General features: G+C 62.3%; 33 protein-coding genes and 1 tRNA gene. 1 reads left to right on the top strand and 33 read right to left on the bottom strand.

What is annotated here, in order from left to right:
* Positions 1-6: 6 nt before the first annotated feature.
* The 15 genes from BTO02_RS33350 to BTO02_RS33280 form a co-directional block, all read right to left on the bottom strand.
* Positions 7-828 carry a hypothetical protein gene (locus tag BTO02_RS33350; protein ID WP_075161198.1) on the bottom strand — a complete coding sequence of 274 codons (822 nt, stop codon included), beginning with the start codon at positions 826-828 and terminating at the stop codon, positions 7-9.
* Positions 828-1,184 (bottom strand): hypothetical protein, encoded by a 357-nt coding sequence (locus BTO02_RS33345; RefSeq protein WP_075161197.1) that lies wholly within the window; start codon positions 1,182-1,184, stop codon positions 828-830. The genes BTO02_RS33350 and BTO02_RS33345 overlap by 1 nt, the downstream gene beginning before the upstream one ends.
* Positions 1,181-2,113, bottom strand: a complete 933-nt coding sequence (locus tag BTO02_RS33340) for a hypothetical protein (RefSeq protein ID WP_075161196.1) — start codon at positions 2,111-2,113, stop codon at positions 1,181-1,183. Before BTO02_RS33340 ends, BTO02_RS33345 begins: the two co-directional genes overlap by 4 nt.
* A gap of 3 nt (positions 2,114-2,116) precedes the next feature.
* Complete coding sequence (locus BTO02_RS33335; protein WP_075161195.1) at positions 2,117-2,413, bottom strand: hypothetical protein; 297 nt, start codon at positions 2,411-2,413, stop codon at positions 2,117-2,119.
* Complete coding sequence (locus tag BTO02_RS33330; protein WP_075161194.1) at positions 2,410-2,634, bottom strand: hypothetical protein; 225 nt, start codon at positions 2,632-2,634, stop codon at positions 2,410-2,412. Before BTO02_RS33330 ends, BTO02_RS33335 begins: the two co-directional genes overlap by 4 nt.
* A 63-nt stretch (positions 2,635-2,697) precedes the next feature.
* A complete protein-coding gene (locus BTO02_RS33325; RefSeq protein WP_075161193.1) occupies positions 2,698-3,684 on the bottom strand; it encodes a hypothetical protein in 987 nt (328 codons plus the stop codon).
* Between the two features lie 65 nt (positions 3,685-3,749).
* Positions 3,750-5,159, bottom strand: a complete 1,410-nt coding sequence (locus tag BTO02_RS33320; RefSeq protein ID WP_075161192.1) for a DUF6582 domain-containing protein — start codon at positions 5,157-5,159, stop codon at positions 3,750-3,752.
* Between the two features lie 9 nt (positions 5,160-5,168).
* Positions 5,169-5,423, bottom strand: a complete 255-nt coding sequence (locus BTO02_RS33315; protein ID WP_075161191.1) for a hypothetical protein — start codon at positions 5,421-5,423, stop codon at positions 5,169-5,171.
* Positions 5,424-5,425: 2 nt separating this feature from the next.
* Entirely contained in the window at positions 5,426-5,641 is a 216-nt protein-coding gene (locus BTO02_RS33310) for a hypothetical protein (protein WP_075161190.1), read from the bottom strand.
* Positions 5,642-5,673: 32 nt separating this feature from the next.
* Entirely contained in the window at positions 5,674-5,979 is a 306-nt protein-coding gene (locus tag BTO02_RS33305) for a hypothetical protein (protein ID WP_075161189.1), read from the bottom strand.
* Positions 5,980-6,039: 60 nt separating this feature from the next.
* The gene (locus BTO02_RS33300) at positions 6,040-7,368 is read right to left on the bottom strand and encodes a phage portal protein (protein ID WP_075161188.1); all 1,329 of its coding nucleotides are present in this window, start codon (positions 7,366-7,368) and stop codon (positions 6,040-6,042) included.
* Between the two features lie 9 nt (positions 7,369-7,377).
* A complete protein-coding gene (locus BTO02_RS33295; RefSeq protein ID WP_075161187.1) occupies positions 7,378-8,631 on the bottom strand; it encodes a phage terminase large subunit in 1,254 nt (417 codons plus the stop codon).
* Entirely contained in the window at positions 8,621-9,163 is a 543-nt protein-coding gene (locus tag BTO02_RS33290) for an HGGxSTG domain-containing protein (protein ID WP_075161186.1), read from the bottom strand. The genes BTO02_RS33295 and BTO02_RS33290 overlap by 11 nt, the downstream gene beginning before the upstream one ends.
* A 119-nt stretch (positions 9,164-9,282) precedes the next feature.
* Positions 9,283-9,477 carry a hypothetical protein gene (locus tag BTO02_RS33285; RefSeq protein WP_075161185.1) on the bottom strand — a complete coding sequence of 65 codons (195 nt, stop codon included), beginning with the start codon at positions 9,475-9,477 and terminating at the stop codon, positions 9,283-9,285.
* A 188-nt stretch (positions 9,478-9,665) separates the two neighbouring features.
* Positions 9,666-9,739: transfer RNA gene (locus tag BTO02_RS33280), tRNA-Met, on the bottom strand.
* Positions 9,740-10,182: 443 nt separating this feature from the next.
* Here BTO02_RS33280 and BTO02_RS33275 point away from each other — a divergent pair.
* Positions 10,183-10,464, top strand: a complete 282-nt coding sequence (locus tag BTO02_RS33275) for a type V toxin-antitoxin system endoribonuclease antitoxin GhoS (RefSeq protein ID WP_075161184.1) — start codon at positions 10,183-10,185, stop codon at positions 10,462-10,464.
* An 84-nt stretch (positions 10,465-10,548) separates the two neighbouring features.
* Here BTO02_RS33275 and BTO02_RS33270 read toward each other — a convergent pair whose 3' ends face one another.
* The 18 genes from BTO02_RS33270 to BTO02_RS33200 all read right to left on the bottom strand — a co-directional run bounded on the left by BTO02_RS33270 (position 10,549) and on the right by BTO02_RS33200 (position 20,123).
* A complete protein-coding gene (locus BTO02_RS33270) occupies positions 10,549-11,199 on the bottom strand; it encodes a hypothetical protein (protein ID WP_075161183.1) in 651 nt (216 codons plus the stop codon).
* Between the two features lie 17 nt (positions 11,200-11,216).
* The gene (locus BTO02_RS34635) at positions 11,217-11,459 is read right to left on the bottom strand and encodes a hypothetical protein (protein WP_156884058.1); all 243 of its coding nucleotides are present in this window, start codon (positions 11,457-11,459) and stop codon (positions 11,217-11,219) included.
* Positions 11,456-11,713 carry a hypothetical protein gene (locus BTO02_RS33265; protein ID WP_075161182.1) on the bottom strand — a complete coding sequence of 86 codons (258 nt, stop codon included), beginning with the start codon at positions 11,711-11,713 and terminating at the stop codon, positions 11,456-11,458. Before BTO02_RS33265 ends, BTO02_RS34635 begins: the two co-directional genes overlap by 4 nt.
* On the bottom strand, positions 11,707-12,039 hold the full coding sequence (locus tag BTO02_RS33260; RefSeq protein WP_232243616.1) for a hypothetical protein: 333 nt from the start codon (positions 12,037-12,039) through the stop codon (positions 11,707-11,709). Before BTO02_RS33260 ends, BTO02_RS33265 begins: the two co-directional genes overlap by 7 nt.
* Entirely contained in the window at positions 12,036-12,509 is a 474-nt protein-coding gene (locus BTO02_RS33255; RefSeq protein WP_075161181.1) for a DUF1367 family protein, read from the bottom strand. The genes BTO02_RS33260 and BTO02_RS33255 overlap by 4 nt, the downstream gene beginning before the upstream one ends.
* Positions 12,506-12,733: a hypothetical protein gene (locus BTO02_RS33250; RefSeq protein WP_075161180.1), complete on the bottom strand. Its 228-nt coding sequence runs from the start codon at positions 12,731-12,733 to the stop codon at positions 12,506-12,508. Before BTO02_RS33250 ends, BTO02_RS33255 begins: the two co-directional genes overlap by 4 nt.
* Positions 12,730-13,104 carry a hypothetical protein gene (locus tag BTO02_RS33245; RefSeq protein ID WP_075161179.1) on the bottom strand — a complete coding sequence of 125 codons (375 nt, stop codon included), beginning with the start codon at positions 13,102-13,104 and terminating at the stop codon, positions 12,730-12,732. The genes BTO02_RS33250 and BTO02_RS33245 overlap by 4 nt, the downstream gene beginning before the upstream one ends.
* Before the next feature lie 188 nt (positions 13,105-13,292).
* A complete protein-coding gene (locus tag BTO02_RS33240) occupies positions 13,293-13,781 on the bottom strand; it encodes a hypothetical protein (protein WP_075161178.1) in 489 nt (162 codons plus the stop codon).
* The gene (locus tag BTO02_RS33235) at positions 13,778-13,969 is read right to left on the bottom strand and encodes a hypothetical protein (RefSeq protein WP_075161177.1); all 192 of its coding nucleotides are present in this window, start codon (positions 13,967-13,969) and stop codon (positions 13,778-13,780) included. Before BTO02_RS33235 ends, BTO02_RS33240 begins: the two co-directional genes overlap by 4 nt.
* Entirely contained in the window at positions 13,966-15,357 is a 1,392-nt protein-coding gene (gene dnaB / locus BTO02_RS33230; RefSeq protein ID WP_075161176.1) for a replicative DNA helicase, read from the bottom strand. The genes BTO02_RS33235 and dnaB overlap by 4 nt, the downstream gene beginning before the upstream one ends.
* On the bottom strand, positions 15,354-16,118 hold the full coding sequence (locus BTO02_RS35340; protein WP_232243615.1) for a hypothetical protein: 765 nt from the start codon (positions 16,116-16,118) through the stop codon (positions 15,354-15,356). The genes dnaB and BTO02_RS35340 overlap by 4 nt, the downstream gene beginning before the upstream one ends.
* The gene (locus tag BTO02_RS34630) at positions 16,108-16,284 is read right to left on the bottom strand and encodes a hypothetical protein (protein WP_156884057.1); all 177 of its coding nucleotides are present in this window, start codon (positions 16,282-16,284) and stop codon (positions 16,108-16,110) included. The genes BTO02_RS35340 and BTO02_RS34630 overlap by 11 nt, the downstream gene beginning before the upstream one ends.
* A gap of 7 nt (positions 16,285-16,291) precedes the next feature.
* The gene (locus BTO02_RS34625; protein WP_156884056.1) at positions 16,292-16,462 is read right to left on the bottom strand and encodes a hypothetical protein; all 171 of its coding nucleotides are present in this window, start codon (positions 16,460-16,462) and stop codon (positions 16,292-16,294) included.
* Positions 16,459-18,987, bottom strand: a complete 2,529-nt coding sequence (locus tag BTO02_RS33215; RefSeq protein ID WP_075161175.1) for a DNA methyltransferase — start codon at positions 18,985-18,987, stop codon at positions 16,459-16,461. The genes BTO02_RS34625 and BTO02_RS33215 overlap by 4 nt, the downstream gene beginning before the upstream one ends.
* Positions 18,984-19,136 carry a hypothetical protein gene (locus BTO02_RS34620; RefSeq protein WP_156884055.1) on the bottom strand — a complete coding sequence of 51 codons (153 nt, stop codon included), beginning with the start codon at positions 19,134-19,136 and terminating at the stop codon, positions 18,984-18,986. The genes BTO02_RS33215 and BTO02_RS34620 overlap by 4 nt, the downstream gene beginning before the upstream one ends.
* Entirely contained in the window at positions 19,133-19,327 is a 195-nt protein-coding gene (locus tag BTO02_RS33210) for a hypothetical protein (RefSeq protein ID WP_075161174.1), read from the bottom strand. The genes BTO02_RS34620 and BTO02_RS33210 overlap by 4 nt, the downstream gene beginning before the upstream one ends.
* Positions 19,324-19,695 (bottom strand): hypothetical protein, encoded by a 372-nt coding sequence (locus BTO02_RS33205; RefSeq protein ID WP_075161173.1) that lies wholly within the window; start codon positions 19,693-19,695, stop codon positions 19,324-19,326. Before BTO02_RS33205 ends, BTO02_RS33210 begins: the two co-directional genes overlap by 4 nt.
* Before the next feature lie 143 nt (positions 19,696-19,838).
* Positions 19,839-20,123: a hypothetical protein gene (locus BTO02_RS33200; RefSeq protein WP_083615502.1), complete on the bottom strand. Its 285-nt coding sequence runs from the start codon at positions 20,121-20,123 to the stop codon at positions 19,839-19,841.
* Positions 20,124-20,132 lie beyond the last annotated feature (9 nt).

The raw sequence follows: 20,132 nt of genomic DNA, 5'->3' as shown, positions 1-20,132 counted from the left end.
GATGCCTCAGATGTTGAAGGTTTTCGGACTGCCGTTGGTCGGCGTGACCGTTACCCCGAAGTTCGTCACGGTGTTCTGGGTGATCGGCTCGGTGAGCGCGTATTCGACCTCGTACAGCAGGTTGCGTCGATAGATCTGCTGCTTTTCCGAGCCGTCCGACTGCGTGATGCCGCGATGGAGCAGTCTCGCCCATGTGTTGTCGGGCATGACGATGCGCGGATTCTTCTTGAATGCCAGTTCCAGCGGCCGTGCAATCGCGTCGCGCAGCGATTCCGATGGCGTCCAGACGACGACCATGAACACCTGCGCCTGACGCCCGATTTCCTGATACACGGTGACCGGCACCGAGATCGCGGCTGCGAGGTCAAAAACGCGTTCGATGGTGATAACGGCGCCGTCGACCGACGCTCCGGGAATCATTGCGGCCAGCGCGGCCGCGATGGTTTCGACGCTGTCGCCGGCTTGCACGCCGTAGCTGTACGGCACGTAATTGACCCGGATCGTTGCCGCTTCGCCCGGGTTGATCTCGCCGCCGATGGTTACCTGATTCGCCGAGATGTTGATGGCGAGTTCAGGATCCGGGATCGTCGTCTGCGCATCGTCGTCGCCGAGGAACCGCGTGGTGTTCTTCCCCATGCCGGGCATGCCGTAGATGGTGATCATGGCTTTGCCTTCAGCCATGAGCGTCTTCAGCTGCTGCGGAACAGGCCAACCGGACCGCACGACGACCGCGACGTCTGCCACGCTCGGCTGTCCGATGCCGTTCGGATACATCGCTTCGCCAGCGAGAGCGCCGAGCGTGTTCATCACATCGGAGTAGTCAGCCATTACGGCTCCAGAAGTTCGACTTGGAGCGCATATCCTAGCGAATTCCAGTAGGGGGCAGAAACTTGATACCGCTCGCCAAGGTCGTCTGTGACGATGTCGTTCGTCCGGATCAGGCCGAGTTGCGCAGCGCCCCTCGGAATGAACACGGTCCACAGCGTCTTCTCGACCGCGTCTGCGGGTAGCCCGGCATCGGGCCGACCCTTCCCTTTCTTCAACTGGATCGACGCCGGCAGACCTGTCGCGACGATCGTCTCATTAGCCGGTTCCACGCCGCTGTAGTCCGACGTGTACCCGGGCGTGAGGTCCGAGTCCGGTCGACTGACCGTCACAGTGCGCGGATAGATAAACGAACTCATGCGAACATCCGCGCGCGGTACGGTCCGAGCATCGCCTTGACGTCTTCGCCGAACAGGCTTGCGGTGAACTGTTCGATCTTCGTGTCGCCGGCCTGATACATGCGGACATTACCGAGCGGTGGCAGCGCCGCGAGCGAGGTGATGATCTGCGCGCACGCCATCTTGACGACGGACGGCAGGTTCGAATACTGGAACCCTGCCACGTAGCGCGCCTTGATCTCGCTGTAGTACGCCAGCATGATGCCGGCAGGCACCCACACCTGACCGGTTTCTGCCTCGATGCCGGCCGCCGTGTTTGCCGGCCATATTTCCCATGCCGGCGGTCCGCCGAACTTCATCAGCGACGCCAGCAGGTTGAAATTGTCGGTGTTGTAGCTCGCCTGATCGCCACGGCGCCCGTATCCGTATCGCCCGGTGCCGCCCACGATGCGCGCGACTGGCACCTTCGCGAGCGAGATCTCGCTGCGATTCTTCGGCAGATAGCGCTTCTCGGTGATCAGCAGGCCGGTTTCCATCGTGCAGCCAGCCGCGTGCTCGAACATGACGCCGTTCGGCACGTTCGCCGCCGTCGTGCCGAGTGTCAGCTGTTGCCCGTTGATGCTGGTGATCTGAACCGCCTCGACGAGATCCTCATTGGCGCGGTCCAGCACCACGCAATCGCCGACCTGCAGCATCGCCGTCGGGCCGCTGACGTCGACGGTGATGCCATTTCCGGGGCCGAACGATGATTGCGCCTCGAACGTGAGTTCCGGACTCAGCGCGGCCATGTAGCACGGCTGCCCTGTCGAGTCGGGGACATAGATCAGTCCCTCGGGGCGGCGCAGATAGCCGTCGATCAGTTCACTCGCCTGCGTGACCTGCGCCGCGTTCGTGCTGGTCGGCAAACCGTAGGTAGCGTAGTCGGCTTGCTGGATGTAAGCGCTAGGCATGGCTCAGATCGAATACAGGACAACGCCTACCGCGGCGGCGGTAGCTGTTTTTGCGAAACGGAAGATGCCCGGGTACGCCATGACCAGCGCCGGCACGGTGCTGCCCAACTGAGGCGCGATCGCGGACGGAACGTTCTGCCAGTTGCCGGACGCGTCCTGCACCTGCATCGTGACCGTCTCGCCCGAACCGAGGCCACCGGCGACAACAGTGAAAGGACCATCGGAGACGGTGCGCTGGATCGGTACCGAGTTGGCGGCCGCGGTCTGCGCAGCGACGACGATTTGTGCGGCGACGCTCATGCGAAATCTCCGGGAAGCAGGATCGGCGATCGGCGTGCGATGCCCTTATCCAGCATGTATTGGCCGAGCGTGTCGTCAACTTCAGCAGCGCCTTCCGTGAAGGTGACGGTGAAGAGTTTCGGCTTGCCGCTTTCGTCCATGAAGTGAGCCACCGGGAATTCCGAACCGGGCTGCACGTATTGACGCTGCCTGCCACGCGCGCCGGGTTTGTAGACCTTCATTGACGTCCTCAAAATGCAGATGGGCGCCCGAAAGCGCCCATTTCCAACACGAATCCGCCCGTATTACGGACGGTTCACGCAGACCACCGCATGGGCATACGACGCGCCCTTGAAGATGATCGTGTCGAACTTCACGCCGACGAACTGGCCAGCGAGGTTGCCGACGAGGCCGAGCTGGAAGAGACGCGGGTTCGGGTTGTATTCCTTGCCCGAGATCACCGGATTCTCGACTTCCGACTCCATCAGGATCGCGGCGTAATAGTTCTTGCCGCTCGCCGGGGTGGAGAAGCCGTACTTGCCGGTCGTGTCCGTCGGCATGAACGGGTCGCCGATGATCGGCAGCTTGCCGACCTGCGTCGAGATCGCCGCGACCGTGACGCCGGCCACGACTTCCATCGAGTCCAGCGTGATGCGCGAGGCCTTCGCTTCCTGATCGATGTAGTCGGCTAGGATCGGGTTCATGTAGACCGCCGTCGGCCGCACCACGAAGTTCTGGTTCGCCACCATCGTCGCGACTTCCGTCTTGATCGCGTCGATGATCGAGGCCCCCAGCGCGCAGTTGGACTGCTGCGTGATCTGGGCGAGGCCGCCCATCCACTGCAGCGTGGTCGGCGCCGACATGCTCGTGTCGGTGCCGGCCCAGAACATCTGCGCGCGCAGGATCTCGATCGCGCTGATGACGTCGTCGACGTCCTTCGCCACCACCGATGCGAACTGACCTTGCTGCTCGGTCACGTCCTTGTCGAACAGCGACAGGTTCGACTGTGCGGTCATCGCCTTGATGAACGCCGGCCGCTCGACGCGCGTCGGGCCCGTCGCGGTTGCCGCGAGGTTGCGCGGGTCGACGGCCGCCGCCTGCGCGATTGCGGTCTGTTCGAAGTAGCGGTGCGGATGGCCCGTCGCCGGGCGGGATTCGATGCGCTGCAGGGGAATGGACGAGCGGCGAACGACGTCCATGATCTCGCGATCGAACTCGGGAACTTCGATCGCGCCCGTACCGAGGAAGTCGGCTGCCGCGTCGAGGCTCAACAGTTTGGCTTCAACACCCATGTTCTATGCTCCAGAAATGAAAAAACCCGCCGAAGCGGGTTAGCGGGTGATTCGGAGAGGACGCGTCAGGCGCGGCCGGCGGGCATCAGGCCCTGGCTACGCAGCTTGAGCTTGAACTCGATGGCTTTCTGGCCATGCAGTCCAGCGGCGTCGAGCACCGTGTTGACCTGATCGGTCGACAGCACGCCGTCCTTGACCTGTTCCGGCTCGATCTTCGCTTTGGCGAGCAACGACTGAACGTCGGCTGGCAACGTCGCGCGCTGCGGCGCCTGCGCATTGTTGAACGCTTTGGCTTCGAGGTCCTTGACCTTCGTGTTCGCCGCCTCGAGTTCGGTCTTCAGCGGCGCGACAGCCTTCTCGACGGCGGCCTCAAGAGCCTTCTCGTCAGCGTCCTTCTTCGCGGCAGCCGCTTCCGGCGACGCATCGAAATAGCTGTGGTCGTTGAAGATGTGCGGCACCTTGCCCATCGCTGCCTCGACGGCCATGTGACGGCCGATCTTGCGCAGCGCGGCGGCATGCCCCATGGTCGGATGCGAACCGACGCCGGCGGCATCCATCGCATCGGCGCAAGCCATGCACGCCTCGACGTGCGGCTTCACCTGGTCGATGATCGGGCCGCCGAGCGATGCGCCCTTGGCCTTCAGTTCGGCCAGCTCCTTGCCCTGCGCCGTGATCGCGTCCGAGATCGGCTTCAGCGTCGCGGCGAGCAGTTCCTCGAGTTCCTTCTTGTCCATATCGAATTCCTGTGCGGCCTTGGCGGCCAGTGATGTGGTCCGGTAGGCGGCCAGCTCCTTGTAGAGCACGGCCGCGCCAGTGAACACGCAGTAGTCAATCACCCACGGATCGGCGTCCAGGTCCCGGATGCGGGCGTCGAGTTCGTAGCTGAACCCGAGCGCTCCCTTTTCGGCCTTGATCTGCTGACACTCGTCAGGAAAGTCTCTTGCGTAGAAAAAGCCTTCAATCTCAACAGCATCGCCGACGATGGTCGCGCCGGTGATGAGGCCAATCTTTCGCTTGCGATCGTGACCCTCGAAGCCGGGCTTGAAGTCCACCGCCATGCCGAGCAGGCTCGGCAACGCGGCTTCCGCAACAGCCTTCGGCAAGATCGTCCGTTTCCCGGTCGATCCTTCCGGAGGCGCATCGCTGGGCTGATCGATGCGCGTGAGCACGCCTGAGAACGGCATGCGGTTCGGGTGCCCGCTGACCGTGGGCACGTCGAGCGCCATCGCCTCGAAAGAGATGGTCGCGGTGACGTGCCATTCGGTCGTGTCGATGCCCAACTCCTTCGCGCGGCGCCGGATGTTTGCGCGCGCCTCGGACCGCTCCTCATCGGAGAGATCCTTCGTGCGCTCGACCATGTCCCACGCAAGGCGGGTATGGTTCGCATCATTGATCGGCAATTTGCGCTTGCCAGGCACGGCAAAGTGCTCGGCCGGGAGCGCATCGCGGGCCGCTTTGTCGAGATTCGACAACATGCGAGGTCCTTAAAGCAGTGCTTTCACAGCGCCGACCGCGCCATCAAGGTCGATGGCAGCAAGTCGCGTGCGAGCGGTGTAGAGCGCAAACAGCGCCGATTCCAGCGCGGCGTGTCCGGCCTGATCGCCCGCTCTCAGGGCATCGCGCGATGCGGCAGTCAACTGTTCGACCGCGCCCGGCGCGATGCTCACGGCCGGTTCGCGCGGAGCATCAGCAACGCGCTTTTCCTTCTCGCCGCGCTGCTCTTTCGTCGAGGCCGCCATGATCAGGCGAGAGTCGACGCAAGCGTGGTCAGCGTCGTCTTGTTGGTGCCCGACGGCAGAATGCTGATCAGGTAGTTCACGTTCTTGATGATCTCTTCGAGATCATTCAGCATCGCAGACTGCATGCCGGCGAGGTCGACGACGGACGGAAGGGTCTGCGAAGCGGCAACTTCGGAGGCGTTCCACGCGATTGCTGCAAGGGGAGTGACAGCGGCCATTTATGGCTCCTGTAGCGGTGATGGAGGAGGGCTTACGCGATGACCGTCACGTCGATCGTGCCGGCCGCGAGCGTGATGCTGGTTTGCGGGGGCGTGAGCGTGACCGTGAAGCCAGTTGCGCTCTTGCTGCTGACGCTGGCATCGCACGCCTGACTGGCGGACACCTGCACGCTGTAGTTCGCGGGCAGACGCAGGCCGGTGAACGTCTTGACGACGGTGGCGCCAGCGCCCGAGGCCGCCGGCGTGGCGACGTTCGGCAGATTGCCGATGACAATGCGATCCTGCAGCGCGAGCTGGAAGCCCGTCGGCGATTCGACGGTGTGAACGGGTTGACCCATGGAAAGCTCCTGTCGGGCGAACGCCCAGTGATTTGTACTTCGGTGATCGGGCGTTCGGCCCTATTCCTTCTCAACGATGCGCGGCGAGATCTGTTTGGCGCCTTGCGCACCCTTCGTCGCAATCTCCATCTCGGCGAACGTCATGTCGCCCCACGGGTTATCTAGAGGCGCACGGCCGCGAGCGGCGCGATACTCGTTAGGCACGATCGCGTTGTTCTTGTATTCGGTCTCGAAGACCTTCGCGAGATTGAGCTCGTCGTCACGGTCCAGCCCGAGGAATGCGAACTCGAGCTGGCTGAAGCCAAGCTTTGCCTCGATCGCTTCGCGCGTCAGGTATGACGCGAAGTTCGTCGCCGCGGGGATGATTGCCCCGTCCCAATCGCGGTCGTCTGCAACCTCTGCCGTGTTGCGATTGACGTCGGCTTCGACGCCGAGGTTCTGCGGGCTCAGTTCGAACGCGGTTGCGATCTCCCGCAGCAGGAATTCCTGATACTTGAGATAGAGCGCATCGTCGGTCGCGCCGCGCAGCTTGTGGACCTTCAGTTCATCGCCGCCGAGCAGCGGCGTTTGCCCCTGGCCGTCGACATCGTTGCGCCACCAGTCCCGGAATGAATCGAGCGTGTTGCGATCCATCCCGATGAACTGGATCAGGTTCTCCGGCTGCCCGTTGCTTGCCACGTTGCCGGCGTACTCGCCGGTGCCGAGCTGGCGGTTGATCGAGTTGAACGCGACCTCGAGGCAGCCATAGCCGAACGGGTTTTCGGTGTTCGGATCCTTGCGGACATAGATCAGCTGGTCGTTGCGCAGCGGAATGCCCGACACGCCGCCGACATTGCCATAGCCGTGCGTCTGGATATAGCGCGCCTCGTTCTTGTCGCCGCTCCATCCCGCGAATATCTGGATGCTCAGCGCGTCGACCGGCCACAGCCACAGCGGTCGGATCTTGTCGCCGCCGAGCTCCTGTTCGATTACGCCGGCGCCGCACAGCAGATAATCTTCGACGACCTGCTCGATGAGCGTGCGGAACGAGTCGTCGGTGTTCGGTCGTCGGAAGCACTCGGTCGCGATCTCGATCTGCCGCTTGATCTCGCTGCTTACCGTCACGCCATGCTTGGGGCGAATCTCCCACTCGAGCATTGCGATCGCACCCTTGACGCGGTTGATCGCCTTGCGCGCGTACGGCGTGCGGCTGAACATGCGCAGGTTCGAGGGCGTCGGCTTGATCAGCGGCCGGTCTTTCTGATACCGGATGCTGCCGAGGTTCATCAGACGCGAATACGCGGTCGTGACGCGGTCGGGCAGATGCTTCGTGCGCCCCGCCCAGATCATGCGAGCAACCCGGTTTCCGGCCCATTCCGCGACGCGCTGTGTGAGGGTCGGTTTCTTCAAAGGTTTCTCTCAGAACACCCAGGTGGGCTTGTGCAGCGGCCACATTTCGGCAATGAAATAGCCCAATGCATCCGGCGCGTGGTCCTTTCCAGCGGTTTTGTCAGGCTCGCCGTTCCTGTCGAACACCTGCTGCTCGAGGCACTCGGTCATGACCGGGCACGTGTTCGTATTGATCTGCAGTCGTCGCAATCCGTCGCCGTTGAGGATCTGCGCGTTCAGCGCGTTGACGCGGTCCTTCACCGCAGGATTGCGGCCATTCACGCGCACCGAAATGCCGTGCTGCCTCAATATCTGCAGATCGGACAACGATGCATTCACCGACTTGTGACTCTGGCCCGACGCATCGGGGTAAGCCGTGATGTGATGCCCGGGAAATCGCTCAACGAGCATTTGCGCGAGTGTCGGTGTATCGCGAACACCGGTGAGTTCGTCGAGCACCATCGGGTAGTTCGCGCGATCGACGCAAATGATCGCCGTGCAGTTGTAGACGTTGAAGTCCACCCCGACGTGCAGCGCCTCGCCGCGCTGGATGACCGAATCCGTATGGTTCAGGCGCCGGTCGAATTCCGGGTAGACCGCGCCGCTCGTCAGGTTGACGAAGAGGCCTTCGAGGTACGCATCAAGCAGATTCGCCGGATAGATCGCGCGGAGCTGATCGACGTACCCATCGGGCAGGAACGGATTGCTCCATGTCGGCGCGCGGTAGAGCTTGTACCCCTTGGCCTCGGCGTCTTTCTGCTTGTGCCACGTCTCATAGACGAAGCGAAATCCTTCCGGTGTGGTCGCGATCGCAAGCGTGTTGCGTTCGCCGCCGGGTTTCTTCTTGCGGCACCGCGCGATGCACTTGTGCCACGCGTTCGCAGCCTTCTTCGGATCGAGGATGTCGAACTCGTCGATCCCACCGTCCGATATCTCAAAGCCGACAATTCGGTTCGGATTGTCCAGCGTGCGAAAGATGACGCTGCCGCCCGTGCGCAGCTTCAGTTCCTTGTCAGCCTTGTTCAGCTTGTGCCGGATCTTCATCGCATCCAGGCGCTCTTCGAACTTCGGCCATGCGATGAGGCTGATCAGGTCATACGTCGGCGCGAAATAGCCGACATTGAACTTCGGGTAGGCCAACTTTTTCAGCAGCAGGCGCGTCACGAGCGCATCGGACTTGCCAGCACCGAAGCCGCCCACGAACGCCGGGAACTGGTAGTCCGAGAAAACGAAATCTTCCTGCGGCTCGGTCAGGTCGAGATCGACCTCGAGCTCAGTCGCCATCCTGTTTCCTCGCGCGGCGCACCGTGATGCGGATCGCCTCCGGCGCGTCGTCGTCCTCGTCGGCCATCAGATCGTGGCGCGCAAGCTCGAGCTTCCGGATAAGGTCGATCTGCCGGATGATCAGGTCCGCATAGTCGGGCGCAGCCGCCTTGATCTCCCGCTTGTCGTACGGCTCCATGTCCTTCGTGGCATGGTTGTACGCCATGCCGGTCTTGCGCACGATCTCGAGCGCGCCGTCGACCACGTCCATCAGTTCGAGCGAGCCGGAGAGCTTCACGAAGCGATGCAGCTTCACGCGCGCCAACCTGAGCTCGTCGTCGAGTGAGCCGACCTCGACGCGCTTGTACAGCTTCCGCTCTTCAGGAAGTAGCGCGTCGCTATAGAAGCCGTGCTTCAGCGCGTTGGTCGCGGTGTTCGGTTTCTTCGGCCCGGTGCTCGCGCCGCCGTGCAACTTGCAGCGCCTCTTCCCTTCCATCGGGGCGCGTTTGCAAGGGGTTCCAGACCTTGTCTTTGCCCCACATGTTTTCGCCATGTGCGGCCTCAATCATGGGGTTTGTTTCCGCGATTTAGGTTTTTCCTATCGGACGACTGCAATCGCCGGATATAAACCCGCGTTTTCGGAGACTTTCAGCGACACTCCATAGAGCGTCTCTATTGCTTTCCGACTTCGCCAACCAGATCGACTTCCACCATATCGAACGTGATGCGTGCGCGACCAACACGGCGGTCACCGTCTATGACCCAAACGATCTTCGTGATGCACCCTTTGATCTCGTGGCCGTCGGCGTCATACACCTTCGTGCCGAGACCGGTGCCGTCGCTCACGATGCGCATCCGCTTTTGCATGGTTGATCCTTCAAGGTTGTCGCCGCCCGTCGCCTTTTTAAATCCGGCATTGCGCCGGCAAAGGAGGGGCTTACGTCACGTCGGCGACTGCCGCGGATGTGAGGGCTCTCACGGCCTACCCGTTCGAATAAAAGAGCCCGGCGCGTGGCCGGGCGAATCTCGGCCTGATGGCCTGAGAGGAGACACAGTGGTAGCGGTCGCTGGAGTCGAACCAGACCTCCGGGTTATGAGCCCGGCATGCAGCCAGTTACACCACCCCGCTACAGGGGAAATCGGTTAATCGCCGACTGTGCGCCAATCGCAGCAGACTCTTCGCTTGCCCATCGGCCTGCAACACCAGAAACACAGCGCCTCTGACTCGGGCATCGCGTTCGCGAGCTCAGTCAGCCATTCGGCCCACGCGAGGTGCCATAGCGCCATCAGGGCGAGCACCTGAGCAGGATTCATCGGTGTGCTGACGCGTAAGAAGCCCTCAGCCAAACCGCCAACCCGTTCGCCGCACGGGCGCGCTTGGCCGTCCACGACGGCAGTCTGCGGTTTCGGTGAGGGCGCCAGCCCACATGCTTCATGCATGCGTGACCGACATATGACAGGAATGCCTGGGGTTTACGACAGAATTGAAAGTTGCGTGCGCAACCGTACTTAGGCGCGAGGCGTACCGGAATGTCCGGGTGCCATCAACCGCAGATATAAAAAGGACCTTAAATGGAAAGCTTCTTGGTTCGCGTCGAGCTGCATGGCGCCGCCGACGACGATTACGAAGCCCTGCACGTTCAAATGGCAGTTTTTGGCTTCTGGAGGACGATCACCGACACTAAAGGCGTCACATATGAACTGCCACCTGCCACGTATTGGGGACAGTCGCAGTATGGTACGAGCCGCGTCGTCGACTTTGCGCATGCGGCCTGTTCCATCGTCGGCAGGCGTGCGTCGATCGTCGCCAGCCTCACGGCGGACACGTGGTTCAACGGGCTCAAGCGTGTATGAAAAAGCCCCGCGCGGCGAACCGGGCGGGGCTTAGTGGCAACTCGTGCAGAATGACAAAAATCATACTGCGCTGTAACAGCAGCGTCAAGCGACCTTTTCGGGTTCCTGCTCAATCAGGCCAGTGCGTTCGAAGTAGGGCATCAGGATGTCAATCGCGCGGTTTTCCACCTCGCGCATCCTTTTGCTGATCTTGTCGAACGCGCGCTTGTAAGTCATGTGACTCGCGCCGAATGATTTCGCGAGATCCCGGAAGCTGATATCGACCTTCGCATGGTTCGCGTACAGCCGCGCGAGGATGCAGTCGAGTGCCATCATGGAAACACCGTCGAACGAGGGCGCCAGCCAGCCTGAGAGGTTCTGGATCGCCTCGGATCGCTCTTGCAGGAAGTAAAACCGCTTCACGCCGTCAGGCATGCGTGCGTCGCCCATCTGCCCGAACCGCGCGAGGACCGCCCAGCGTTCGACATCCGGCAACTTCGAGCGCACCGCGCTTACCACGGCCGCGCACTGCGCGCGCACGTCGTCGCCGCTCAATCCCGCAAAGTTGACAGTCGAGTCGGATGCGTCACCGATGAGTTGGTCGAGCCATGCCTGTTGCCGGGCAGTCAGGTTAGGCTGCATCTCCATGATCTGGATCAGCGCGGTACGGAAGATGTTCTTCGCGCGCGGGTCCGTCGACAGGACCAGAAACGACACGTGCAGCGCCTGGCGGGTGTCACGAAAGATTGCGTTCATGGATTTTCGATCTCGCTTTAGAATGTGAACGCTTCAATGGTTTGGCCGCCTGATGGGCGGCTTTTTTTTTCGCTGTACTTCGAGCAGCGCTCGGTCTCGTACAGGTCACGCGCCGCTTTGCGCATGCCTTTCGCGCAGGTGAACTTCTCAAAGCCAGGTGTCCGGTCCTGTCGCAAGAAGTGGCAGCCGTGGCAGCAAGCGCGCTGTTTACGCTGGAGCACGATCGCCGGATCGTCGGCGTCTGGCCAGTTACGGCTCAAATCCTCGTCCCCACCGAGAACGGGCCCGGCTTCGATCGTCCTTCCATAGCGCGGCGCGCGCGGAGCGCATCGCGAATCCGAGGCAGATGGAAAGACGATGCTTTACCTTCAGCCGCTTGCCGCACGTGGTGAAGCGCAATTTCGGCTTCGTAGAATTCGGCTAGCCAACGTTGCGCCTGTGCGCATTCAACGCGCCACCGTTCCAGCTCTGCCAATTCCCGGCCGGCAACGAGCCGCTTCAGCCAGTTCAACATTTCGCCACCTCCAATAAGCCGCGCTCGGCGAGCGCGATATAGGTTTTCGCAACCATCTCGAACTCGAACGCGCGCCGCTCAGCCTTCTGCATCTTGCCGCCCTGATCGAGTAGCGCATGGCAGCCGCGCACGCCCGGCCTGTCGCTACAGAGCGCGGCCAGCGCGGCGTCACTCGCCTTGATGGCGCCTCCCTTATCGAAATTCATGTGCGCGGCCTGCGTGTGGCCTTCGATGCCACACTGCATGCAGGGAAGCTGAACGACGGCTCGGCGCAACGCTTCTGAGCGGAAGGTGAGCTTCTTCGGGAAGATGAGACGCGCGGTCACGATTCGAACTCGTTGAGGATCGCTTCGACCATGATTTCGCCGCGCTCGTCGTTCAGGTGCGGCCACAGATACCGGTACGCGTGCGGTGTACGAAGGAAGGCCTTGACGCTCTCGTGCACGTCGTGGAACTCAGCATCGTCGAGCGCCTCGTACGCGATCGAGCGCGGCAGTGCGATCAGGTCGCCACCCGGGCCGGGGACGAAATCGAAGTGGCCGGCGCCCACCTCGAGCCACTTGCGCATCCGCTCGTTATCGGTGAAAACCTCTTGGCAGGTGAAGATCGCGTTGAGCATCACGAAGTGCAGGCGATGGAACTTCGGGCTGCGCGGGATGCGGAACTCGAAAGCGAGCGTCTGACCAGGCTGCAGCTCGGCGAGCTTCTTGCGAAAGCGCCCGTACGCGCGATCGTTGCGCTCGTCGACGCCGGCCAGCTTGCCGCGCTCATCGATGCGAAGAACAACCTTGCTCATTGGCGACCCCTCACATTCCAGACCCAGTTGAAAATCCGGCCACTGGCCGGCTCGCTCTTCGGCAGAACCATGCAATCGAGCCCGACGATCGCGCCGCGGCGCGTGCGCACTTCGAGGATCCGATAGCGGCGACCGGTGCGAGTGAGCAACTCGTCGCCACACTCAGGCGCGGGCGCTTCCCACGATGCGACGCGCAGCTTTACCGGATCCCACGCTCGCTTCACGCTGCCTCCTCCAGATCGTCGTCACGCAGCAGGTTGAACACGCGGCCCGGGCGCGAAATCGGCACTTGCGCAAGCCCAGCCGCTACCGCGAACGGACTGGCTTTTGCAGCGCGTCGCGATGCACGTGTAAGACGCTTGCGCTCGACGCGAGACAGCACAACCGGACGCTCGGCGATTTCACCGTGCCCGCGCGCCCAGACCTCGCGATAGGGGCCGACTGGTTTCTCGCGATACCATCGCACCACCTGAACTTGCGGATCGTCCGACGTCAGGTTTGCGCGCAAGAGGCGCCCAGCCCACTCGCGGTTCACGCCGATCCGATCTGCCAGAGCGTAGGCATCGCACGCGCCCTTAAGCAGTTCCTTGAGCATCAGCGGAAGAGTGCGGGAGACGTCCCGACGGATCGGCACCGGCCGAGGACCAAGCCCCATCTCGCTCGCGTGCGCGCTGACCCCCTTAGGCGTGCGCCCAGGCCACAGATGCATCATTTGCGCGTATGCGATGCCGCTCGCGTGAACGGTTCGCACGTTCGCCTCCTCGCGTGTTGTCCATGCTTTTCTCATGCGACCTCCTTCTGCGCGAGCTGGTGCGCGGCAGTAACAGCGACACCAAGAGCCGACCATGCGTGCGTCGAGACACCGAACAGTGGGCCCGGCTGCTTCTTCACCCCAACCTGCGGGACCTTGCCGCCGCCAGTGCGCGGGAACCTGTCGAGCAGCGCCTGGCGGATGTTCGGATCCTTCGCCTGAGGGCTGCCGCACAGGTGTAACTTCACGTCGCGGCGATAGACGAAGAGGACGTCATCGGGGCGCCGGAACACCTGCGTGAAACGGCCGATCCACACGCATGTTTCGAAGACCTCGCGGCCAACCGGCATGCCGTAGCTGGCGATCATCTCGATCGCCAATACGTCGGCCGGCGTCTCCCGGATCTCCTGCAACAGCAAATCGTTCGGCTTCACGCCGCTGGCGAACAAGCGGCCGCTGTCGTGATAAAGGCACCAGCCGGATTCGTCTGTGCCCGGATCGATAGCGAGGATCGCGGTCATGCCACCGCCTTTGCCGGCGTCCGCGCGGCAAGTTGCTTTTCGAGTTCGACGATCCGCGCGTCGAGCACCTGTACCTCTTTCCACAGGCGCTGCGCGAGCGGGTCGGTCATGCTTCCAATCCACTCTTTCTCGCGCTTGCGCAGGAACGCGCGAAGCTCCTCCGGGGTTTGATTGGCGATCCAGGTCATTCGAAACCTCGACGTGTTTTCTTGGGTTGCTCGGGGGTCGCCGGCACGTAGTCGTACGCGAGATCCGAGAAGCGCTGGTACTCGCCGGCGAACGCCAGGCGCACGGGTCCCGTCTCACCATTGCGTTGCTTGCCGACGATAATTTCGGCCGTGCCCCTGTCGGGGCTATCGGCGTTGTAGACCTCGTCGCGGTAGAGCATCAGGATGATGTCGGCGTCCTGCTCGATGGCACCGGAGTCGCGCAGGTCGCCCATGGTCGGGCGCTTGTTCGGCCGCTGCTCGACGCCGCGGTTGAGCTGCGAGAGAGCAATCACCGGCACGTCGAGCTGCTTCGCAAGCCCCTTCAGGCCCGCGGAGTAGCTGCCGATCTTCAGGTCGTGCCGCTCGTCGGGGCCGCCGGTCATCAGGCCGAGGTAGTCGACGATGATCAGCTTCAGCCCGTGCTGGCGCTTCACCGTTCGCGCGCGGCTCGCGATCTCGTCCATCGACAGGCCCGACGTGTCGTCGACGAGCATCTGCGCTTCGGACAGCACGGTCACCGCGTGTGTCAGCTTCGGCCAGTCGCTATCGACGAACTTCTTGCCGTCGAGCACGTGCGACAGGTGAATCCCGCCCACGCGCGCGATGTTCCGCTGATGCAGCTGCTTCGACGACATCTCGAGCGAGAAGACCAGCACCATGCCCTGCAACTCGGCAACGTAGCCACCGATGGCCATCGCGATCGCGGTTTTCCCCATCGACGGTCTGCCGGCGATGATGACCAGCTCGGCGCCGCGCATGCCGCCACCGAGTTTGGCGTCGAGATCCCGGAAGCCGGTCGGCACGACCGGCAACTCGGCGCCGTGGTAGGTCTGATCGATCTCCTCAACGATCTCCGTCAGCACCGGGCCGGGCATTTGAGGCTCGAACGAACGGATGTCAGCGAGCGGTTCGAACTTCGCCTGCGCCTCGCTGATCAGCTCGGACGCCGTACGCGCGCCGCGGTTATGCACGAGCGCCTCAACGTCGCGCGCCGCCGCGAGCAGTCCGCGAAGGCGCCAGCGCTCGATGACCATTTCGGCCCAGCGCGCGATACCGCCGCTGCCGACAAAGTTGCCCGACAGTGCGTTCAGGTAGGCCAGGCCGCCGATTGCTTCGTCCCGGCCGCCGATCTGTGCCGCCTCGAGCACGGTGAGGACGTCCGCGCGCTTGCCGGCGACGATCAGCCGCGATATCAGGTCGAAAACGGTCCGGTGGTCGTGGCGATAGAAGTGCTCCGCGCGCAGTTCGCCGATGCGGTCGATCGCATCGTTGTCCATGAGAAGCGCGCCGAGCACGAACTGCTCGGCTTCGACGCTGTGCGGCGGGACGAACGCGCTGCTTTCGTCATGGGGCGCGCGCGCGTTCATGCTGCGTCCCTGCCGTGCGCGCGCTTCGCCTGCTCGCCGACAGTCGTCAGCGAACAGGCACCGTCAGCAGCGATCCACCAGAGCTTGAACCAGTTGCCCCGGACGGATTTACGGAACACCGAGCGCCAGTCCTTGTACCGCTTCGAACCCTCTTCGCAGTAACGCGCCTTGAACTCGAGCCAGTGCAGACGCAGGAAGTCGTCCGGGATAGCCGTCTTCGACGCATAGTCGAAAACCGTGTCGTTTTCCAGGATCGGCTTTTCGCCTTTTTCCTTGCACTGCTCAAGGAAGGTCTTCAGAGCGATGGTTGGCCGTTTTTTCGATTCTTCGGCTTCGCCCCCCCTGGGGGGTATGGGGGGTTGTTTACTACTCTTACTCTTCTCTTCTCTAGTCCGCTTTTTGTCCGCATCGGAAGCGGACAAACGGGACGCTCTCTTGCGGTCGCTATCCTGTGCGCGACGCTTCGCGGATTGACCGTTGTGCGTGTCAAACTCAGGCAGCACAAGGCCCTCCGAGTTATCGTCGAGCCAGCCGACCATTTTCATGGCCGCCGCAAAGCCGGGCCATCCAATCAGATCGTCCACCGTCGACAGATCGTATCCGTCGAGATGTCCGTCAATTGAGTGCGCGTCGAAGAGACACCACACGGACATGAGTCCGCCAACCGTCCGAAATCTGTCCGCTTTCAATGTGGACGAAATTCGGACAACTTTCGGATGTGTGAAGAGATCCGTGCGCATCTTGATCCAGTCACCAGCCACTACACGCCTCCTTCAATTGCTTGACTTCATACGCGCGAAGCTTCTTCAGCGCGTCGCTTGCCATCCATTGGAATGGTTCGAGCGACCTGCACAGTTCCATCCGGTGCAGCAACTCGAATACTTCGCCGAGCAGAGGGTCTGCGTGGATTGGGCGAGGGCTTTCCATGCGGATCTCAGAGCCGATAGCGACGCTTGTCGGTCATGCGCGCGAGCGAATGGCAAAGCGAGCGCACGATCTGGTGCTTCTCATCGCGGCTGCGCGCGTGCACTACCCGCGCGGCGATAGCATCCTGTTCGCGCCACAGCGGCGGCTTGTGATCGCGGAAAAGGTCTGGTGCGTTCACGCTGCAGCCTCCTCGATGTCGAACAGCGATGGCATGGAGTACTCGCGCTCGGCCGCGCGCAGGTAGTGCACCTGATCCATGAAGTAGGTCGGATTAAGCTCGGAGCCGCCGCCGCGGCGCCCCTTCAGAATCGCGCGGTAAGGGACGGTGCCGAGGCCGCAGAACGGGTCGTAGACGAGCTCATCGGGGTTGCTGTAACGATCGATCAGACGATCGACGATGTCGAACTGCAGCGGGCACACGTGCTTTTCGACCGCGCGCTTCGCCTGCTCGCCATTGAGCGTCAGCATGCGCGTGACGTCGTGCCACGTGTCCGGATGGTGCGCGCCGGGCGCGAGGCTCATGAACTTGGTCGGCAGCGCGCCGCGCTCCTGCAGCTCTTCGCCGATCCGGACGTGGAACTCGTAGTCGTACACGTTCTCGAGCGAGTACTTCGCGAATAGGCTGGCGAGTTTCTCCGGGCCCAGCGCGGCGAGCTCCTCCGCGGTCAGCAGGCGGTTGCCGCTCGAACGCCAGAATGCGTGCGCGTCGATCTGCCAGCGCGCGAGGCTGTATTCGCTTTTCGACTTGCGGATCGGCACGTCGGCATAGCCCTTCGTGCGATCGGTCTGCGGCTTGTGGAACAGCAGAATGTATTCGGGAGAGCCGACGGCCATCTTCGAGCCGTCCTTGCACATTTCCGTGTAGCTGAGGCGGTATGTCTGATTGTTTTCGCGCACGACGTCCGTGTTGACAGTGATCATCCCGCAGTAGTCGAAGCCGTGCTTGATGCCGTGGAAGAGTGCTTCCGCGTGGAACGGACTGACGGTCGGCAGGCCGGCGCCAGTCACGTTGCCGAACAGGATCCGGTCCTTCACATGGCATGCGTAGATGCGGCCCGGCTTCAGGATGCGCAGCAGCTGCGGCGTCAGATAGTCCATCTGCTGCCAGAAATGGGCGTTATCGTCCGTATGCCCGAAGTCGTTATAGCTCGGCGAGTACTCGTAGTGGTTCGCGAACGGGATCGAGGTCACGATGAGGTCGACATGGTTTTCAGGCAGCCGGCGCGCCTCGTCGACGCAATCGTTATTCGCGACGCAAAAGCGATCGCTCGATACTTCGATTCGTTTGACCCCGATCGAGCGCGCGAGCGTTTCCTGCATCGCCAGCTGGTTGAGCCCGTACTTGCGAATGATGTCGGTCATCTTCTGCACCATCTCTTCGTGCTGCGCCCACTTCGCCTGCAGCGTGCGCAGCACCTCGCGCTCGGCCTCGCTGTACACGATGTCGATGCGCACGCGGTGCGGCTGCTGGAAACGTTGGACGCGGTGAATCGCCTGGATGAAGTCGTTAAATTTGAAACCGATGCCCGCGAAGATCTCGCGGTGGCAGTGCCGCTGGAAGTTGCAGCCAGAGCCGGCGATGATGGGCTTCGTCGACAGCAGGCGATACGCGCCTTTACCGAAATCGACGATGCGCTGCTCGCGCTCGTCGAGATCTTGCGTACCCCAAACGCTCACCGCCTCCGGCAGCGCGGTTTGAATCGCGTGCCGCTCGGCTTCGAGGTCGTGCCAGATGACGAAGTGGTCGGCCGGGTCGGCGCTGACGATGTCCTGCACTTTCGCGATCCGCGCCGGCATGCTGTCGCGCTTCTCAGTTGCAGCCGCGGCGAGGCCGAGAGCCGGATCCTGAAACATCAACGTCTGCCCATCGCGATCCGCGCCGGCCTTCGCATAGTCTGTCGGGACCTCGTGATAGCGCACGTCGAGCTCGGGCAGGTCGTAGCCTTCGTCGCTATAGCCGAGATCGCTCGGACGCTGGATGAAGACCGCCCAGCTCGCGACCCACAGCCAGAATTCCTCTTCCTTGTGCGGATACAGCGTCAGGTTTCCGGCTTTCTCGCTGTCGCGCTGGAAGAAGCGCGTGAGCGCCTGGCCGCTGTCCATCACGCCGAGGAACGCCGCGTAATGGATCAGTTCCTTGAACCGGTTGGGGCTTGGCGTCGCCGTGTTGACGAACTTGAACTCGACGCCGTCGAACAGCGGCAGGAACTCCTGGTATGTCTTGCTCCCGAAGCTGCGCAGCACACTAGCCTCGTCGAGGCTGGCCGCGCCGAACAGCTTCGGCGTCACCTTTCCCTCGCGCACCGACTCGTAGTTCGTCAGATAGATCTCGCGCTCGTCGCCGATCTCGCTGTCCGACCGGATAAAGCGCACCGGCGCCGCGTAGTCGCCGGCGAAATGCTCTTCCGCCTGCCCGGTGAATTCGTGCCTCACGCCGAGCGGCAAGACGATGGCCCGAAGGCACGGCCGGTGTGCGCCGATCAGTCGCATGATTTCGATCTGCGTCGCCGTCTTGTGCAACCCGAACGACGCGAAGACCGCGCGACGGCCACCCTGCAGCGCCCATCGCACGATGTCGCGCGTATGTGGCTTCAGCTTCGGATTGATCTCGTCGAGCGAGACGTCGAACCCGTCGAAGCGGGCCAAACGCACCTTCGCTTCAAGGAACGAGCGATACGAATCGGTCGGCAGGCGCGCGTTCACAGCCGTCCCCACAACATCGTGGCCACGGCGCCGATGAACGCGACGACGAGGCTGACCGAGAAGATCCAGCGGTGCGGAAAAAATGCAGCGGCGACCAGCGCGATGACGAACGCGCGCAGCAGCGCATCGAGAAGGCCGTGCAGGATCACGATTGACCCCCTACCGCGGGCGCCGGCGCGCGCTCCAGGATCTTCAGCCCCTCGGCCGACAGCGCGAGGCCATCATCCGGATCGTCCTCGTAGATGAAAACGTAACGGCCGCGGTGCTCGTGATCGAACACGACGCGGCGCTGGGAAGGCGCGACGAACACGGTCCCCTTGTCGCCCTGCTTCAATTTCATGCAGCCGCCCGTTGTGCGAAAGCTTGTTGGACGTACTCGCCGACGACCTGCGCACTCTGGCGCTTGTATTCGGCGCGCGCTTTTTCTTCTGCAAGTTCGAGCCACTGCCGCGGGTACTCGCAGCCGGAGAACATGCAGAAGAGAAAGAGGCGGTGGTGGTCGAGCTTGCGCGCACCGGACATGTATTCCGAGAAGTGCGGGTAGTGGATGCGGCATTGCTTTGCGAGCGTCTTGCGATCGAAACGCTTGAGACCGATCTCGAGCGCCTTGGCAACGCACTCCTCGAAGGTCATCGCCTCGATCTGCTCTTTAGGTAGCCGCTCGCCCTCGACATACGGCGCGAAGAGGCGGATTTCTTGTTGTTTCATGGCCTTTGCGATAGTGAAAAATGATGAAAACCCGGTTGATTACCCACTTGCTTACCCACATGGAGTGGGGCCGAAAATAAAGGCCGACAAGCAGTCAGCCCAAAAGCGAAAATCAGATCAGGACTTCAATGCACCGACTCCAATCACACGACCATCTTCGCCATCTTTGCGTCGTCGACAGATCCTCCCGCAGGCGGTTGAGCGTCATCGGACGCCTTGACGCGATCTATCAGGTCAGTCATGAAAATTTCGGGGTGCTCAACCTTCACGTGAGCGGGAATGCCGCGCCACTTCCAGTTTTGGATGCGCTGGACGCCGCCCGACGCCTTGTCGTAGCCGAGGCGCTCAGCAAGCTTCGTCGGACCACCGAGCTCGTCGATGATCTTTGCGTCCGGGTGGAGGTCACGGTGTTTGCTCATAGTGAGCATGATTAAACA

The organism is Paraburkholderia sp. SOS3 (genome assembly GCF_001922345.1).
Classification (GTDB): domain Bacteria; phylum Pseudomonadota; class Gammaproteobacteria; order Burkholderiales; family Burkholderiaceae; genus Paraburkholderia.
The sequence above is the reverse complement of the archived record's forward strand: the minus strand, read 5'-3'. Positions and strand labels throughout refer to the sequence as shown.

Coding starts and splice junctions, on each gene's coding strand:
- BTO02_RS33350 (WP_075161198.1), bottom strand. CDS start 828: ATGGCTGACTACTCCGATGTGATGAACACGCTCGGCGCTCTCGCTGGC.
- BTO02_RS33345 (WP_075161197.1), bottom strand. CDS start 1,184: ATGAGTTCGTTTATCTATCCGCGCACTGTGACGGTCAGTCGACCGGAC.
- BTO02_RS33340 (WP_075161196.1), bottom strand. CDS start 2,113: ATGCCTAGCGCTTACATCCAGCAAGCCGACTACGCTACCTACGGTTTG.
- BTO02_RS33335 (WP_075161195.1), bottom strand. CDS start 2,413: ATGAGCGTCGCCGCACAAATCGTCGTCGCTGCGCAGACCGCGGCCGCC.
- BTO02_RS33330 (WP_075161194.1), bottom strand. CDS start 2,634: ATGAAGGTCTACAAACCCGGCGCGCGTGGCAGGCAGCGTCAATACGTG.
- BTO02_RS33325 (WP_075161193.1), bottom strand. CDS start 3,684: ATGGGTGTTGAAGCCAAACTGTTGAGCCTCGACGCGGCAGCCGACTTC.
- BTO02_RS33320 (WP_075161192.1), bottom strand. CDS start 5,159: ATGTTGTCGAATCTCGACAAAGCGGCCCGCGATGCGCTCCCGGCCGAG.
- BTO02_RS33315 (WP_075161191.1), bottom strand. CDS start 5,423: ATGGCGGCCTCGACGAAAGAGCAGCGCGGCGAGAAGGAAAAGCGCGTT.
- BTO02_RS33310 (WP_075161190.1), bottom strand. CDS start 5,641: ATGGCCGCTGTCACTCCCCTTGCAGCAATCGCGTGGAACGCCTCCGAA.
- BTO02_RS33305 (WP_075161189.1), bottom strand. CDS start 5,979: ATGGGTCAACCCGTTCACACCGTCGAATCGCCGACGGGCTTCCAGCTC.
- BTO02_RS33295 (WP_075161187.1), bottom strand. CDS start 8,631: ATGGCGACTGAGCTCGAGGTCGATCTCGACCTGACCGAGCCGCAGGAA.
- BTO02_RS33290 (WP_075161186.1), bottom strand. CDS start 9,163: ATGGCGAAAACATGTGGGGCAAAGACAAGGTCTGGAACCCCTTGCAAA.
- BTO02_RS33285 (WP_075161185.1), bottom strand. CDS start 9,477: ATGCAAAAGCGGATGCGCATCGTGAGCGACGGCACCGGTCTCGGCACG.
- BTO02_RS33275 (WP_075161184.1), top strand. CDS start 10,183: ATGGAAAGCTTCTTGGTTCGCGTCGAGCTGCATGGCGCCGCCGACGAC.
- BTO02_RS33270 (WP_075161183.1), bottom strand. CDS start 11,199: ATGAACGCAATCTTTCGTGACACCCGCCAGGCGCTGCACGTGTCGTTT.
- BTO02_RS33265 (WP_075161182.1), bottom strand. CDS start 11,713: ATGTTGAACTGGCTGAAGCGGCTCGTTGCCGGCCGGGAATTGGCAGAG.
- BTO02_RS33255 (WP_075161181.1), bottom strand. CDS start 12,509: ATGAGCAAGGTTGTTCTTCGCATCGATGAGCGCGGCAAGCTGGCCGGC.
- BTO02_RS33245 (WP_075161179.1), bottom strand. CDS start 13,104: ATGCTCAAGGAACTGCTTAAGGGCGCGTGCGATGCCTACGCTCTGGCA.
- BTO02_RS33240 (WP_075161178.1), bottom strand. CDS start 13,781: ATGACCGCGATCCTCGCTATCGATCCGGGCACAGACGAATCCGGCTGG.
- BTO02_RS33235 (WP_075161177.1), bottom strand. CDS start 13,969: ATGACCTGGATCGCCAATCAAACCCCGGAGGAGCTTCGCGCGTTCCTG.
- dnaB (WP_075161176.1), bottom strand. CDS start 15,357: ATGAACGCGCGCGCGCCCCATGACGAAAGCAGCGCGTTCGTCCCGCCG.
- BTO02_RS34630 (WP_156884057.1), bottom strand. CDS start 16,284: ATGGAAAGCCCTCGCCCAATCCACGCAGACCCTCTGCTCGGCGAAGTA.
- BTO02_RS33210 (WP_075161174.1), bottom strand. CDS start 19,327: ATGAAATTGAAGCAGGGCGACAAGGGGACCGTGTTCGTCGCGCCTTCC.
- BTO02_RS33205 (WP_075161173.1), bottom strand. CDS start 19,695: ATGAAACAACAAGAAATCCGCCTCTTCGCGCCGTATGTCGAGGGCGAG.
- BTO02_RS33200 (WP_083615502.1), bottom strand. CDS start 20,123: ATGCTCACTATGAGCAAACACCGTGACCTCCACCCGGACGCAAAGATC.